Source organism: Methylobacterium sp. J-001, from assembly GCF_022829565.1.
GTDB lineage: Bacteria > Pseudomonadota > Alphaproteobacteria > Rhizobiales > Beijerinckiaceae > Methylobacterium.
Genome location: NZ_JAKSYN010000182.1, coordinates 1 through 15,326, shown reverse-complemented (window position 1 = coordinate 15,326; position 15,326 = coordinate 1). Strand labels below are relative to the sequence as shown.

Annotated in this window: 12 protein-coding genes and 2 pseudogenes; 8 read left to right on the top strand and 6 right to left on the bottom strand. The window is 63.8% G+C overall.

The annotated features are described in order from the left end of the window. Window positions 1–584, bottom strand: a 584-nt coding sequence (locus tag MKK65_RS22330) for a Crp/Fnr family transcriptional regulator (RefSeq protein WP_409565481.1), incomplete at its 3' end; no start/stop codon positions are given. A 723-nt stretch (window positions 585–1,307) separates the two neighbouring features. On the opposite strand from MKK65_RS22330, the gene MKK65_RS22325 reads away from it, so the two are divergent. The 3 genes from MKK65_RS22325 to MKK65_RS22315 all read left to right on the top strand — a co-directional run bounded on the left by MKK65_RS22325 (window position 1,308) and on the right by MKK65_RS22315 (window position 3,009). Next, window positions 1,308–2,054, top strand: a complete 747-nt coding sequence (locus MKK65_RS22325) for a Crp/Fnr family transcriptional regulator (RefSeq protein ID WP_243960258.1) — start codon at window positions 1,308–1,310, stop codon at window positions 2,052–2,054. Next, entirely contained in the window at window positions 2,051–2,296 is a 246-nt protein-coding gene (locus tag MKK65_RS22320; RefSeq protein WP_243960257.1) for a hypothetical protein, read from the top strand. Before MKK65_RS22325 ends, MKK65_RS22320 begins: the two co-directional genes overlap by 4 nt. 458 nt (window positions 2,297–2,754) lie before the next feature. Next, a complete protein-coding gene (locus MKK65_RS22315; protein ID WP_243960256.1) occupies window positions 2,755–3,009 on the top strand; it encodes a DUF6894 family protein in 255 nt (84 codons plus the stop codon). Window positions 3,010–3,465: 456 nt separating this feature from the next. On the opposite strand, the gene MKK65_RS22310 is transcribed toward MKK65_RS22315, so the two are convergent. Continuing rightward, a complete protein-coding gene (locus MKK65_RS22310; protein WP_243960255.1) occupies window positions 3,466–3,906 on the bottom strand; it encodes a heme utilization protein in 441 nt (146 codons plus the stop codon). Between the two features lie 331 nt (window positions 3,907–4,237). On the opposite strand from MKK65_RS22310, the gene MKK65_RS22305 reads away from it, so the two are divergent. Further along, window positions 4,238–4,459, top strand: coding sequence for a hypothetical protein (locus MKK65_RS22305; protein ID WP_243960254.1), 222 nt, complete (start codon window positions 4,238–4,240; stop codon window positions 4,457–4,459). 280 nt (window positions 4,460–4,739) lie between these two features. Here MKK65_RS22305 and MKK65_RS22300 read toward each other — a convergent pair whose 3' ends face one another. Further along, complete coding sequence (locus tag MKK65_RS22300; RefSeq protein WP_243960253.1) at window positions 4,740–6,293, bottom strand: ISL3 family transposase; 1,554 nt, start codon at window positions 6,291–6,293, stop codon at window positions 4,740–4,742. Window positions 6,294–7,129: 836 nt separating this feature from the next. Here MKK65_RS22300 and MKK65_RS22295 point away from each other — a divergent pair. The 3 genes from MKK65_RS22295 to MKK65_RS22285 are packed head-to-tail and all read left to right on the top strand — an operon-like array spanning window position 7,130 to window position 11,367. Beyond that, window positions 7,130–8,821: a methyl-accepting chemotaxis protein gene (locus MKK65_RS22295; protein WP_243960259.1), complete on the top strand. Its 1,692-nt coding sequence runs from the start codon at window positions 7,130–7,132 to the stop codon at window positions 8,819–8,821. 7 nt (window positions 8,822–8,828) lie between these two features. Then, window positions 8,829–9,131 carry a hypothetical protein gene (locus MKK65_RS22290; RefSeq protein WP_243960252.1) on the top strand — a complete coding sequence of 101 codons (303 nt, stop codon included), beginning with the start codon at window positions 8,829–8,831 and terminating at the stop codon, window positions 9,129–9,131. A gap of 37 nt (window positions 9,132–9,168) precedes the next feature. Beyond that, complete coding sequence (locus MKK65_RS22285) at window positions 9,169–11,367, top strand: putative bifunctional diguanylate cyclase/phosphodiesterase (protein ID WP_243960251.1); 2,199 nt, start codon at window positions 9,169–9,171, stop codon at window positions 11,365–11,367. Window positions 11,368–11,471: 104 nt separating this feature from the next. Here MKK65_RS22285 and MKK65_RS22280 read toward each other — a convergent pair. Next, window positions 11,472–13,130 (bottom strand): annotated as a pseudogene (locus MKK65_RS22280) (ISL3 family transposase). A gap of 59 nt (window positions 13,131–13,189) precedes the next feature. After that, window positions 13,190–14,470, bottom strand: a complete 1,281-nt coding sequence (gene tnpC, locus MKK65_RS22275; RefSeq protein WP_243960250.1) for an IS66 family transposase — start codon at window positions 14,468–14,470, stop codon at window positions 13,190–13,192. Window positions 14,471–14,800: 330 nt separating this feature from the next. On the opposite strand from tnpC, the gene MKK65_RS22270 reads away from it, so the two are divergent. Next, window positions 14,801–15,091 (top strand): hypothetical protein, encoded by a 291-nt coding sequence (locus MKK65_RS22270; RefSeq protein WP_243960249.1) that lies wholly within the window; start codon window positions 14,801–14,803, stop codon window positions 15,089–15,091. Window positions 15,092–15,095: 4 nt separating this feature from the next. Here MKK65_RS22270 and MKK65_RS22265 read toward each other — a convergent pair. Then, a pseudogene (locus MKK65_RS22265) lies at window positions 15,096–15,326 on the bottom strand (hypothetical protein); the annotation flags it as partial.

The following is a 15,326-nucleotide window of genomic DNA, read 5'->3' as shown; positions in this document are numbered from 1 at the left end:
AGGTGCAGGTAGTTCGGCGCGAAGCTACAGAAGGCCTTCAGCCGTTCGACATCGAGGATGGTGAGCACCCGGCTCTTGAGGTGGATCAGGCCGAGCGCGCGCAGCTCCCGCAGGGTCCGGTTCACGTGCACGTCGGACAGGCCCATCGTCTCGGCGATCTCGGTCTGCGTCAGCGGGAACGCGTAGCTGTTATGGGTAACACGTCCGACCGCTTCCAGGCGCATGAGAAGTTCGCACAGAAGGTGGGCAATGCGCTGACCTGGGGCACGTCCACACATGTTGACGAGCCACTCACGCAGGACGGCACCGTCGACCAGAGAGCACCACCAGAAGGCCCGCGAGATGCTCGGGTGATGGGCCGCGAGCTCGTCGATAGCCTTGCGCGGGACATCCACAACCTTGCATGCCGAGACCGTGCCGATGTTGTGGTCCATCACGTCGAGGATGAACACGTTCAGGTCGCAGAAGTCGCCCGGCACCAGAAGGGCCATGATCTGGCGCTGGCCGTCCGAGAGCATCTTGTAGCGGCACGCGAAGCCATCGAGGATCAGCAGGACGTTGTCGGGCTTGTCGCCTTCCTGGATCAGATCCTAGCGCGCACCGACCTGCCGTACCTTGAGCGCCAGCCCGTTCAGGGCCCAGCGGGCCTGGTCGGACAAAGGCTCGAAGCTCTCAAGCTTCCGCGTCAGCGCCTGCTGCATCGGACCGCCCTCATGGGTGAGAGAACGAATTTGCGCCCGGAAGGTGCCCCTCGAAAGAACACTCGGCCAAGCGGCCGCGATCCTGCGGAGGCAGCACGGGCGCAATCTCGAGTTTCCCCGCCCTGACCGGGAACGGATGATCAGCACCCAAAAAGGTCCCGCCACCCGAACCGGGCGACGGGACTTGAGTGCACTCGGGTCGGAAGAAGCCGTGCAAGCTATAAAGGGGCAAGGAACGCTCGCGCAGCCAACTGCGCTCACATCATCGCGGCAACAGCCAGACACTCATGCCAACGGATGGAAAAACCCATCTGATCAAAAGACAGGATTTGTCGAGGTTCGGCCTGAGTCGCGTCGTGCAACAGGGCGTTCAAGACTGGCATCCCGATAAACGTCGAGCTGATAGCTATGCCCACGGTGCGCGAACAAAGCAGAGGTACTGGGAAGTGAGAGCGATAGGAGGAATGAATGCCTCAGTAACCCATCTTATGACCGAATACGTAGATAATTTCCGTCTATCATAGGGATTATCATCAGTTGGTTTGATGCAGGCGCTGATGACTGGGAAAGCTGCGCGCTTCCACCTGCGGTGCAGAGTGAAGCAATATGCCGTCAGCTCCCGACCAACACGCCATGACGATGCTTATCCGCAAGCTGAAGAGCATCGCACCCCTCTTGGATACGGATCGCCGGGCCATCGAGAGCCTGCCAGTTCGGATACACAACCTCGACGCCCGGCAGGACATCGTGCGCGACGGCGACAAGCCCTCGCATTGCTGCTTGATCATCGACGGCTGGGCCTGCCGCTACAAGCTTCTCAGCCAGGGCAAGCGGCAGATCCTGTCGTTTCACATCGCGGGCGACATCCCGGATCTCCAGAGCCTGCACGTCCCCACTATGGATCACAGCCTCGGCACGCTGACCAAAGCCACCGTGGCCTTCATTCCACACGACAGTCTGAGGGAGCTGACGGTACGCCACCCTGGCATCGCGGCGATCTTCTGGCGCGACACGTTGATCGATGCGGGGATCTTCCGCGAGTGGTTGGTCAGCATGGGACGGCGCTCGGCCTTCGAGCACGTCGCCCACCTGTTCTGCGAGCTGTATCTGAAGCTGCAAGCGGTAGGGCTGGCCGGGAACTACCGTTGCCCGCTGCCGGTCACCCAGGCGGATCTCGCCGATGCGCTGGGGCTCACCACCGTGCACGTCAATCGTGTGATCCAGGAGATGCGCGGCAAGACGCTGCTTACGCTCCGAAACCGCACGCTGGCGATCGAGGCCTGGGACGAACTTTTGCGGATCTCCGAGTTTGACCCGACATACCTGCATCTGGAGAGACGGGCGGCCGCATGACCCTTCGCCTACAGCCGGTGCAGGTCGCCACCGGCAGCTACGATATCGACGGGCAGTTGGTCTTCGCTGACGGCTTCCTGACCGCAGTCTTGGTGAAGCTCTCGGGCTATCACGAGGACATGGCCGGGATGTGGTTCCTGGAAGCGGGCTTCGGGTGGGTCGATACCCCAACTCGACCCACCTTCGCCGAACTCGATGCTGCGCAGACCTGGATCGAGGAGCAGTTGGCGCGCGCGGCTTGAGCCCCCACTAGATCTCGGTCCGCCCTCGACGAGACTGCGCTGTCCCGTGCAAGCGCTTCACCTGGGGTGAGGCCAACGGGTCGGCCTCAATCGCGAGGTCGGCGGGCACCGCATCCACGGGCGCGATCCTCGTTTCATCTCCGAGGAGATCGGAGACGGTGGGCTTCCAGCGAGGAGGCAGGGCTGCCGTGCGCCGGTCTGCACGTCCTGCAATGGACGCTGAAGCAGCCGCACGATCACGGGCCGTTCCGGCGCATGCTCAAGCACTCGCATTGCGCACAACCATCTTCTTGGAGCGATTTTGCGATCTTTTGATGCGCACCGATCAAACGCACAATATCTTATCTTGATCCATGTCGTTTTATATAGATTTAAGACTGTACATGATGGCAATCGAATATTACAGCATCAGCGCTGAGAGCCAGCGAGCTCCCGCTTGCGTAAGGGCTTGACATCCGATGCCACATTTTTTCTTCGACACCGATGACGGCGATTTCCGGTTTGAGGATGATGAGGGTTTCGAATTGCCGAGCCTGGAAGCCGCTCGCATCGAAGCATTAGATGCCTTGCCAGATATGGCCCGCAACAAGCTTCCGGACCGGGATCATCACACGTTTTCGGTTCGGGTGCGCGATGAGGGCGGGACGGTGATCTACTCCGCCTCGCTCGACTTGGTCGGTGAGTGGCATGTCCCACACGCCATCAGCCCGTGATCGGATCGTGCACTGGGCCGAGCCCTCATAGCCGATCGTCATCGCGCCGCTGGCGTACCTCTAGTGACGGGGCAAGAACTGAAACTTGATCGTCTCGCGCCTCGTAGAAGGCAGATGGCTCGTAAGCATCGGCTCCCGATGTCGTACCTTACCTATCGGCCCAATCGTGTGAGTGTAGTGCCGTGCACCACCCATGCGGGATGCTTCCGATGGACCATTACCTCGGCTGATGGTCAGCGATCGGAACAATCGTCCTACTCCTATGCGACGGCAGCCGGGGCGCGGGCGATCGGCAATATGCGGCTGCGTGAGATCAACGCGAAGGTGTGACCACCTCTCGGCTTTGAACCGATCGTGCACAATCGCCGGTTGCTACGCACTCGCGGCGGCCTCTCTGGCCCGTGCACCGAGCTGTCCGCCGCGCACAGCCGGCTGCTCCTCACATTGGGGCCGCCGTCACGCAATTCTATGAAGCCGCGATACGCCCGACGGAGCAGCGCCAAGCACACTATCCAGCACGTCGGGCGCTCCAGCCGCCACTGCACTCGACCAATCCGCCCGACGTGCGCCAAGTCCCGCTACCGCTGCCCTTCGGGTGAGGCTACCGGCAATCGGCACCTTGCTGAAGCCTTTGGTGATCGTGGCCTGTACAGAACCGTTTGCAGACACGCCGCCGTCGATGTCGATCTTATTGCCGGGGACCGAGGCGTCACCGTCTTTGATCTTTACCTGATAGCTCGTGCTGGCTGAACACGGACCTTGAGCGGTCGCAGCGACAATAGTCCATGAGCCATCGTACAGGTTCGGTACCCGAACCTTTTTCGTGGCAGCATCGGCCGGACAGAGGAGGGTAGACAACAGGGTAGCCGACAGGATCGAGACGGGGATACGCGTCATTGACAGCTCCGACGGTCGCGCCGCCGGGGTTGACCAAGCCTTAGAAAAAACGGCGGCACTCGTCAGATAGCTTCAGACCAAATCAATGATGAACCACTTGATCGGCCAAGCTTATCGTTAAACTAACCCAGATTAATAATTCGTTTGTTTAAAACCGAATTGGCGCCTTGTACGTTGTAAGGCATTTATTTTTGCATCGATTATCGAAACTCTTTCGTCATCGAGCCCGTAATGGACCGCTGGCGCCCGGATTGGGTGTCGCACGGGGCATGGAGTTCCAGAGCCTGATTGGCTGTCGAGCTAATATGCCCGCCGAACTCAGGAGACCATAATGAAAAAGACGACCTTCGCTCTCGCTGCGGCAACTTTGCTTAGCAGCCTCACGCTCGGCGTCGGCAACGTGTCGGCAGCCCCGATGTCCGTCAACGGACTCCAGTCTAATGCCGGCATCACGCAAGTCCGCATGATGCACGGCGACCGAATGATGATGAAGAAGCGCATGATGCATAAGAAAATGATGCGCCGGCGCATGATGATGAAGCACGGCATGTGATTTCGAGGCGCCCTGCGCTTCCGGAGGTCCCGATCCAGGGGCCTCCACCCTTGTCGAAATCCGCCCCGAGGAAGTCCGTTTGCCTTGAACCTATCCTTGCCAGAGGGTCTGTAAGCCAGCCTGATGCAACCGGCTGGGACCAACCGTCAGGCTGCATCCCGGCCTCGCGCACATCCCTACCGCACCGCGGCGGATAATCCTGAAATGGGTTCGCGCTGAGCCACAGGAATGTGAATAGGCGTCGAAGCTTGGGTCAGACGCAATCTCGATGCAGGGCGGCTCATGGTGTGCCGATCAGCCGAGCTTCGATCATGTCGAGTTTGGCACGGCCGAACATCTGCCGATTCACGAGCTTCAGGCGGGTGATCTGCCCTTCGGTCTGGCCGTTCGACCATGGTTGCGTGAGAGCTGCAGCGACAGCCGCCTTGTCCTTGAGCAGGCCGCCGGCGAAGGACGCTAGAAGGCTTCGGGCCGCGGCCTCGATCCAGGTGTCGAGATCCAGTCGACCCCGTGCGCAGATCATGGCCTGGAAGCGCGACAACAGGGCCCTTGCCTCGTCGAGCATCGGCACCTCCACCTCGATCGTCGCCACGAGGACGGCTTCGGCCTTCGTCAGGCTGTCCCGCCCCGTCGTCATCAGCCGGGAGAGGATCCGTGCTGACGGCACCTTGCTGGGCGCGCCCTCCGGCGCCCGCTCACTGCGTCGCCTCCGCGTCGCCCATTCCCCGACCACCCGCAAGCTGCCGGTGAACCCGTTCGCGCGAAGCCGACGCCAGAGTTCGGCCCCGTTGCGACAGCCGGCCGCCCATTCGGCATCGAGCCGGGGCAGATGGGCATCCAGGCTGCTCTGGCGGGCGCGGAAGACGTCGCCGGTCAGACCGCGAAGCACGTCGCGCACGAGCTTGCGACTGTGCCCGGTCGTCCGGGCAATCTTCTTGATCGGCATGCCCTGTCGCGACAGAGCCAGGATCGCCTCGCCCGTCGCCTTCCTCCGAAGATAGCGGTCGTACTGCAGGCGCTCGGCGCAGGTCAGACGTTCGGGATCGACCGTCGCGGCTCCCATAGCGATGCGGATGGCGGCCATCGACTTGCGCACGGCGTCGAGGAAGGCGGCGCTGGCGTTCTCCATCAAGTGCCATCGGTCAGCGACCTGGATCGCCTTGGGGAGCGCCCGCGTCGTAGCCTCGCCGTAGCAACCACCGCGGTCGCGGGCGACGACGGTAATCTCGGGATGGGCCGCAAGCCACGCCTCGACGGTGCTGCTCTCCCGATCCGGCAGCAGGGCGATGACACGCCGGCGTTCCAGGTCGCAGACCAGCGTGCCGTAACGCTGTCCCCGCCGGAAGGCCCAGTCGTCGATGCCGATCACGCTCGGATGCTCCACCGGACGGACGGCACGGCGGCGCACGGTCCGCAGCACCGTATCCCGACTGGCCGGGACCATGAGCCGTCGGGCGAAGCTGGCTGCGGGTCTACCGCCGAGGGCAACGCCGAGATGATGCACGATGCAGTCGAGCCGAGCCGTACGCCGGGCATAGGCGGCGGCAAGGTCAGACCCGAGCCGCTCGGCGAAGATCTTGGTCCGGCAGTCCGATCCGATGCAACGGAAACGACGGACGCGGATATCGAGCGCGACGCGTCTCCCGGCAACCGGCAGGTCCGACAGGGTGCGGGTGTAGTGGCTATGGATTCGAGACGAGGTCCGATCGCAGCCCGGGCATCGGGCGGATGCGGCGACTGGCCGGGCTGTGATGGTCAGCACGGCGCCGACCTCGACATGATCGATGACGAGGCCGCACGGGATGACGGCACCAGCATGCAGACTGCGAGACATGACAGGATCTCCGACGACGAAAGCCGAGATCCATCAACCCGCCTGCGCCGAATGTGAGTCAGACCCGAAGCTTCACCCCTCTCGGAATCGGGTTCAATGCGTTGAGATATGTGCTGAATTTTACTTCGAGGCGCGGTCACGGTCGGCGCCGATCGTGACCCCGCCTCTATCTCGATTTTCGCATTTTGAAGAGAGCGTTAGCTGAGTTTTTGCCGGGGTCATGCTTCGAAGCCGATTCACAGCATAAGGTGCAAACCAATTCACCCCACGGATAGAGGAGATCCACAAAGGCAGGTTGTGGATACGGAATCGAAGAAGAGCTGCCGACAAGCGGCTGGCGACTTCCACCGATCACCCCGAGCGAGAATCCGCGCGGGTGGTGGGGCGGGGCGAGCCATGCGGTGAGGGTCTGCGGTCGGACGGTATGACGAACGGAAGCCGATGGTCGTTTTCCGTATCAGCCTACGCTTCTGCGGCAAGGCAGTTGATCGGAGAATTGTGGCATCCGCAGATGCGGGAAGGTGCAGCGTTCCGTCAGATTGCACGCTCCATCCTGAGCGAGACGTCGGGAAATTATCAAATGACGGATTTGTCGACGACGAGGTAATGGGCTTTATCCCGCGAGCGAACACGCAATTAGTGGTTGAGGCTGGATGCAGCAGGTAAGAATAACCGTCATTTGATGTGATTGCGTCTGTTTGGCGCTGCATATTGGTCAATTGGTTCGATATAGACGGGAATAAACCATTAATTAACGAATACACTCAATATTATTGTCTAATCTCGCCGCCGACTATAGTGCGATGACTGTTTTTATTCCTGCGAGAAGCTGAATGATGCGCCTCCAACTCTCCCTCAAGGCGGCACTCTCGGCCGCCTTCGGCCTGCTCGCCCTCATCGCTGCCGGCCAGGGCGCACTCTCGAACGTCAAGCTCGCAGGGATCCGTCACTCCGTCGCCGAGGTTGCGGCGAACTGGCTGCCGTCCGTCGTCGCTGCTGGTCAGATGCGAGAGCTAGCCTCCGAGGTCCGGATCAAGCAGCTGCGTCTGCTCATATTGTCCGACACGCCAGCTCATCTGGCCGAGAACGAGGCCAAGCTCGCCACAACCCATGAGAAACTTGCTCAGGCACGAAAGACCTACGAGCCACTGATCTCCTCAAAGGAGGAGCGCGCTCTCTATGATGCCTTCGCCTCTGCCTGGCGACGCTTCGAACAGGTAGATGCCGAGATGCGGCGCCTGATGGAGGCCGGTCAGCAACCGGCTGCTCTCAAGCTGATGAGCGCACCCGAGACCGCAAACCTCTACGACGAAGCCCGCGCCGATCTCTCGCGCGACGTCACCCTGAACGAGCAGGGAGCTCGTCGCGATGCTGACGCGGCCATGTCCGAAGCCGATGCCGCCTCACTGGCCGCCTACATCGCCGTGGTACTGGCACTCGCCGCCGCTTGCGCCGCCGCTGCCTTTGGACTGCTGCGCGTCTCTCGTCCGATCCAAACCATGACCCAGGCGATGGGTGTGCTCGCCGGCGGCAACGCAGAAGCCGAGGTGCCGTATCGTGCGCGCCTCGATGAGATCGGCGCGATGGCCTCTGCCGTGCAGGTGTTCAAGGACAATCTGATCCGCACCCGTCAGCTAGAGGCTGAAACCGCGCAGGCGCGACTGGCCGCCGATGAGCAGCGCAAGGCCGGCATGCGCCAGATGGCTGACAGCTTCGAGGCCGCAGTCGGTGGGATCATCGGTCTCGTGTCCGCTGCCGCAACCGAATTGCAGGCTACGGCCGGGTCAATGGCGGCGATGGCGGGTGAGACCTCCGCCCAGTCCGGCGCGGTGGCAGCCGCGGCTGAGGAGGCCGCCAGCAACGTCAACACCGTGGCGGCAGCAGCGGAGGAGCTCGGTTCATCCGTCCAGGAGATCGGGCGGCAGGTCGATGGATCGGCTAGCCTCGCGCACCTCGCGGTGGTCGAGGCCGACCAAACCAGCGCCTTGGTGCAGGAGCTGAGCAGCGCCGTGGCACGCATCGGCGATGTGGTTGGCTTGATCTCGAACATCGCGGGACAGACCAACCTGCTAGCGCTCAATGCTACGATCGAAGCCGCACGTGCCGGTGCCGCGGGCAAAGGCTTCGCGGTGGTGGCCTCCGAGGTGAAGGCCCTGGCCGAGCAAACCGCCAAGGCTACGAATGAGATCTCAGGCCAGATCGCCAAGGTCCAGGCCTCGACCAGCCAAGCGGTTACGGCGATCGGCGGCATCACCGGGCGGATCCGCGAGATCAGCGGCGTGGCGACCTCGATCGCGGCGGGCGTGGAGGAGCAGGGTGCGGCGACCCAGGAGATCGTCCGCAATGTCAGCCAGGCGGCGATGGGGACGGGTGAGGTGACGAGCAACATCTCGGGCGTAGCTAGTGCTGCGGAAGAGACAGGGGCAGCAGCGAGCCAGGTACTGGATGCATCCTCCGAGCTATCGCGCCAGTCCGAGCACCTCGCGGCCGAGGTCGGGCGCTTCCTCGCCACTGTCCGGGCGGCGTGAGGCCGTCATGGCCGAGATCCGCACCATGACACCTCAGATCAGCGTCGAGGGCGCGCGTCGGCTGAGCGCTTCTCTGGCTGAGAAGATCGAGCAGGGCGTCACCGGCCCGCGTGGGGCGCAGATCCACAGCTTAGGCCTGTCGTTGGAGACACTGGTGGGGGCTCTGATCCATGAACTCGTGCAGATCGGCGCGAGCGATGATTTGAACGATTGCCTCACCAAGGTTGAGCGGCTCGCTGCTCTTGCCCGCGCCTACCCCGATCCGAATGTCGGCGCAGCGCCCGACATGGAAGGTGACCTCATCCGCTGACTCCGCCGCGCTCACCCGTTCGATCCGGAGCCCTCCCGTGCGATCTACACCCGTACAGAATGACGAGGAGGCTCGGCTTCAGGCGCTGGCCGAGCACGAGATCCTCGATGCCGAGCCAGACCCGTCGCTCGCCCACATCGTCGAACTCGCCGCCCGCCTGCTCGGCGCACCGGCTGCCTTCGTTTCCTTCGTCGATCGGGACCGGCAGGTCTTCCACGCCAAAGTCGGCCTAAGCCTGTGCGAGACCGACCGCGACGTCGCATTCTGTGCTCGGACGATCGCGCAAGCCGACATCCTCGTCGTGCTCGACGCCTCCCAAGATCCACGGTTCCGCGACAATCCCCTGGTCACCGGCGCCCCGTTCATCCGCTTCTACGCAGGCGTGCCGCTACGTACCGGGGACGGGCATGCCATCGGTACGCTCTGCCTCGCCGGTCCCAAACCGCGACGTTCCTTCACAGGCCGAGACCGGCGTATCCTCGTCGACCTCGCCCGTCTCGTGCTGGATCGGCTGGAGTTGCGCCGCGTCGAGGCGGCCCGGCGAGCGACTCAGTTGCGCTTCGAGCACATCGCCGAAACCTCGTCCGACGCCATCATCTGCGCGGACGAGCTGGGGCGGGTGAGCTTTTGGAGCGCGGCTGCCGAGCGCTTGTTCGGACATACGGCGCTCGAAGCTCTGGGCCAGTCCATTGCAATCCTGGTGCCCGATCGAATGTGCGGCGGACACGAGGGTGAACTGCGCCGTATCGCGCATGGGACGGCGACAGGGCTAATCGGTCGTACCGTCGAACTCATCGGACGGCAAAAGGACGGCAGCGAATTCCCAGTCGAGCTGTCTTTGTCCTCCTGGATCGAGAATGGCCACGCAGCCTTCGGGGTGATCGTGCGCGATGTCAGCCAACGGCACGTGTTCGAGGAACGCATGTTCCGTCTTGCGCATCTCGATCCCCTCACTGAGCTGCCCAACCGAGCAGTTCTGCGCGGTCGGATAGGGGCCGCGATCCTGGAAGATCGTCCAGCGACGGTGCTGATGCTCGATCTCGATGGCTTCAAGGAGGTCAACGACGCGCACGGGCATGCCGTGGGCGATGTCGTTCTTCAGCTGGCGGCAACTCGCCTGCGTACCTGCATCGACACCATGGGCGTAGTGGCACGCTATGGTGGCGACGAGTTCGCAGCCGTACTTCCCGGCGTCGGTAACCCCGTGGTGGCGACTGCCACCGGCCAGGCGGTGATCGAGGCCCTCGCTGAGCCTTACCATGTCGATGACCTCGTCGTGCGTCTCGGTGTCAGCGTTGGCATCGCCCTGAGTCCCGCTCATGGACAGCGCGAAGACGAGCTACTGGCTTGCGCCGATGCCGCCCTTTACCGTGCGAAGGTAGATGGACGCGGACGCGTCTGTCTGTTCACGCCGAACTTGCGCGAGGTCGCACAACGTGAGCGGACGTGCCGCGACGGGCTACGTAGCGCCATCGAGAACGGCGAGTTCGTACTGCATTACCAACCGCAGGTAGACTTATCGGACGGTGCACTCGTCGGCGCCGAGGCCCTGATCCGGTGGCAGCATCCTGAACTCGGTCTGCTCATGCCCGCCGCGTTCCTAGAGGTGCTCGACAACGGTCCTGATGCAGCTCGGGTCGGTGACTGGGTTCTGCGCACCGCCTGCGTCCAGGCACAGGCTTGGCGGCAAAGTGGCCTGCATCCCTTCCGGATTGGGGTGAACCTCTGCGCGGCCCAATTTCGAGATGGTGATTTGGTTGAGCGGGTTGCAGCCGTGCTAGCAGAGACTGGACTGCCGCCTGACAATCTGGAGTTGGAGATCACCGAGACGATCATCCTGCGTCACGACCCAAGGTTAGTCGCCACGCTGCAGGCCTTACGCACCCTGGGCGTCGGCATCGCGTTCGACGACTACGGTACAGGCTACGCCTCGCTTAGCCTGCTCAAGCGTTTCCCACTGACGCGGCTGAAGATCGATCGTAGCTTCGTGAGTGGTCTATGCACTGATCGGCGGGATGCGGCGGTCGTGCGGGCGGTAATCAATTTGAGCCGCAACTTCGGTCTCGAAGTGATCGCCGAGGGTGTTGAGACCGAAGAGCAGCGCCAGCGCTTGCTCTCGAAGGGCTGCCCAGAGGCACAGGGTTATCTATTCGGACGACCGTTGCCCGCAGCGGAGTTCGCTGCACGTTTCCAGGGGCGTGAACAACATACGCGCCAACCATCGACTGCAGCGTAGCTGAGCGTGCAGAACACCAAGTTGTGCCAGCATTTGTCCGAGATTTGGGACATGTCGACGGTGGGATTGCCCCTGTTTGGTGGCTCTTGCTCACTTTGCGTGGATCAGGTGGCGAGGACCATGCGACGCTGGAGGAGATCGAAACCTGCCCGGCCGTAGCTTTGGCGCTTGATCAGCTTGAGCCGGTTGATCTGGTCTTCGGCCTGACCGCTGCTCCAGGGCTCGGTCAGGGCAGCCCTAACCGCGGCGGCGTCACCTTCCAGTCCCGAGGCGAAGGTGGCGATGGCAGGAGCGCCGCAAGCCCTCGCTTCCGCGATCCAAGGGTCGAGATCCGCGGCGCTAGCCCGCCCCTCGGTCGCCGTCCTGTTCACACCCGAGGCACGGACGAGGGCGGTGAAGCGGCGTGCCAGGCCGGCGACCGCCTTGGCGGTTTCGTCCTGCTCGACGTGGGTCACCACGGCGGCGGCAGCCGCATCCAAAGCCATGGTCGGCTCGACGATGAGCCACGCAAGTTGCCGCGCGGTCGGCAGCGGGCTTCCCGCCGCAGGCCGCTCCGGCATGCCTACTGTCTCGTTTCGGGGCTTACGGCCCGACCGGATCGGCTTCGTCCGACGCTCGGTGACGAAGCGATGCACCTGCCGGCTCGTGCCGGAGTATCCGCGCTCCCGGATCTCACGCCACAGTGCCATGGCGTTCTCACAGCCCTCGCCGATCCGTCTCACGAGGTAGCCCACGTGCACATCGAGCAGGCTCGGGCCGGCACCATGGGGCAATCGGGCTGGGAAGGTGTCGGCCGCAGCCTATTTGCGTACAGTGGCGCGAGCCAACCCCATCGCGCGGGCGATTCCGAGCAGCGTCTCGCCGCCCGCACGCCGTTGACGCACCTCGTCGTAGATGGCTCGCCATCGCGTCCGGCTCTCCGCCCCTGCGTCAAGCTCCGGGGTGCTGCGTGGGAAGGCGTGATCGCGCCGGGCCGGAAGTTCTGCCGAGCCGGGGGCGGGCGTCAGGCCCCGAAGCTGAGCATGAGCACCATGTAGCCAGCGTTCGACGACTTGACGCATGTTGGCGAGGAGGTGCCACCGATCGGCGACCTGCAACGCTTGGGGTGCGCCGAGGCTGACGCCTCGGGCATCTTCACTCGCGCGGTCTCAGGCGACGACCCGGATGTCAGGGCGCCGTTCGAGCCAGGCGGCCAGCGTCGTCGCGGTGCGGTCCGGGAGAAGGTCGATCACGCGATGGCGGTCCAGGTCCACCACGATCGTGCCGTAGCGGCAGCCTTTCCGCATCGCCCAATCGTCGACGCCGACGTGGATAGGTGACGGTGCGTCGGCCCTTGGCAGGGCACTGATGAGCCGCAGCACGGTTGCGCGGCTCGCCGGCATGCGCAGATGCTTCAACAGACGCGCACCGCCCGCGCCACCGCAGACGATACCAACCCGCCACTGCGCTTCAGCCAGCCGCCGCGTGCGTCGAGCGCGAGGGCTAAGGAGCTCGGACGGCGACTCGACGAAAGTGCGCCGGTGGCAGGATGGGTTGCAGCAGTAGAACCGTCGAACCTCGATGCGTAGCGCCGTCTGTGATGCCGAGAGCGGCAGGTCGGCGGGATGGCGGTGATAGCGGCTGTGCACGGACCGGCTCGCGCGGTCGCAATCAGGACACCGACCGCTCGTTCCGCGCCGTCGCGTTTGGATGACGATGCGGTCCGGATCCTGCTCGACGACGCGCTTGATGCGGCACTCGGGGATGGCGAAGGGAATATGCATGCCTTCCACGGTGGGGAGGGCAGTTCAGGCGTAATTACCCACGCGTCTGATGGCAGGGTTCAAGCGCCGATAGTTTTGAGGATTGCGCCGAAGGGACTGCTGCCTGTCAGGCGGGCGGTGTCGACGACGGTGCGGATGGCGGCCTCGCCCTCAGCTGCCCACATGGCGCGATAGCCGTTGGTGACCTTCCGCTGCACGACAGCCGGACGCAGGAGCCGCTCGGAGCCGTTGTTCGTCGGCTCGACCTTCCCGGGATAGGCGAGGAACACCAGGAGCTGATCGCGGGCGCGGCTGATCTTGGCCTGCAGGTCGCGGGTCAGGTCACAGCGGCTCGGCGTGGTCAGGATGGCGCCGAGCTGCCGATCCAGGCTCCGGCGCTTGGCCGAGAGTGTCGCGGCGGCCAAGTCAGTGACGCGCTCGGCCAGGGCGAAGACGCTTTGCAACCAGAGTTGCAGGCGCCAGGGGACGGGATCGTCGCTGACCTCGACGGCGTAGGCGACGTCGCGAGCCAGATGCGCCAGGCAGGTCTGGTGCTCGGCGGCATGGCCTTGTTGTGCGGTGTAGCGGTCGGAGATCCACACCGCGGGCCGGTGCCCGTCCATCATCTCCCGCACCACGACAGCGCCGCGCGTCGGCGAGGCGGCGTGCACCACAGCTTGCGCCGAGTGGAACAGCCAGTGGTAAGCGTTCGAGCCCTCGATGCGCACGCCGGTCTCGTCGCAGGCGACGACCTCGGCCGTGTGCAGGGTCGCGATGGCCACGTCACGGCCGGGATGGAAGCAGCCCTGCGCGCGGCGGAGCAAGTTCATCAACCCGCCTTGGCTGAGGGTGAGGCCGAACAGGTCGGACAGCGCCGCCTGCAGCCGTTCGTACGAGAGCGCCTGGAAGGTCTTCAGGTACGTCGCCACCGCGTGCAGTCGTGGGCCGAAGGGCGTGCCGCGTGCCGCTTCCGGCACAGGTGCGACCACCCGCTCCCCACAGCTCGGGCAACGGACCGCGAGCCGCCGGTGCTGGGTCACGATCGGCGCCACCGCGGGCAACTCGATCCGCTCGGACACGCTGACGACCTCTGCCGGAAGAACGGCGTGCAGGCTGGCGCCGCAGCACGCACACGCCTCGGGACGATGCTGGACGATCGTATCAGGGTCATCGCTCACGACGCGGCTATGACCCTCGTGACCGGGCTTAGCGCCGCCGGGCTTAAAGTGCTCGCGCTGCTCCTTGCGATCCGTCGCGGACGGCTTGGATGAGGTGCGTGAGGTCTTCTCCGGACGCTGCAGCCGCAGCACCAGCTCGATGAGCTCCTCGCGACTCAGCCGTTCCAGTTCGCTGCAGCCCATCTCACGAGGGAATCAGCGAAATCCGTCCCGCGCAAGGGCGTGGGTAATTACGTTCAGGCGATCACCGGCCCGAGTCAATCCGCCGCCGTCCACGCAAAGTGAGTAAGAGCCACAGAAACGGGGCAATCCCAGCCCGCTATGATCAAGGCGTGTTGATGGAGATGATCATTGACGCTCGTCTATCGCGGGCATGTACCGAGAGCATTGGGCAGACTGCGCCGCACAGGCTACTCGAAACTGGGCGGGGACTTGAACCATGAGTGAAGGCATCGTCCCGCTACGCCGAAGCGGTGAAGAGCGATCCCCTGTGCCCGTGTCGACATCGCTGCCGTGGAACTGCTCGTCAGCGGTGAAGCCATCAGCCTGCAGAAGGCGCGTGCCGAGGTGATCCTCCAGGACCTGCGAGCACAGCGGGACCAGATGTCGACGCTGCTCGCGGACCTGCGCGCACGAGGTTTGACCGGCGATGCCCAGATTGACGAGGTCAACGCCAGCCTCATCTCGGCGATCAACCAGGGCATCGTGCAGATCGACCTGTTCATCGCCCAGGCGCGGGTCCTCGTGAAGGAGGCTCAGCAACCCGACGTAGAGCGGTCTCGCAAAGCGGGATCAGCGCCGTAAGGTCTCAGTGTCGGTAGCGTTCGGCCAGGGCCATGAGCGTCTGTGATAGCTCTGTGAGGTTGGCAGACGCGGCCTCGACCTGACGGGTGCCGGCGGCGTTCTGCTGCCCCGCTTGCCGGATGTTGTGCAGCGCCTGCATCACCTGCTCGATCCCGAGCTGCTGCTGGTTGGTCGAGGCCACGATCTGCTGGAACGTCTGGACGTTCTCCTCCACCCGCGCCGTGATCTCCTCGAT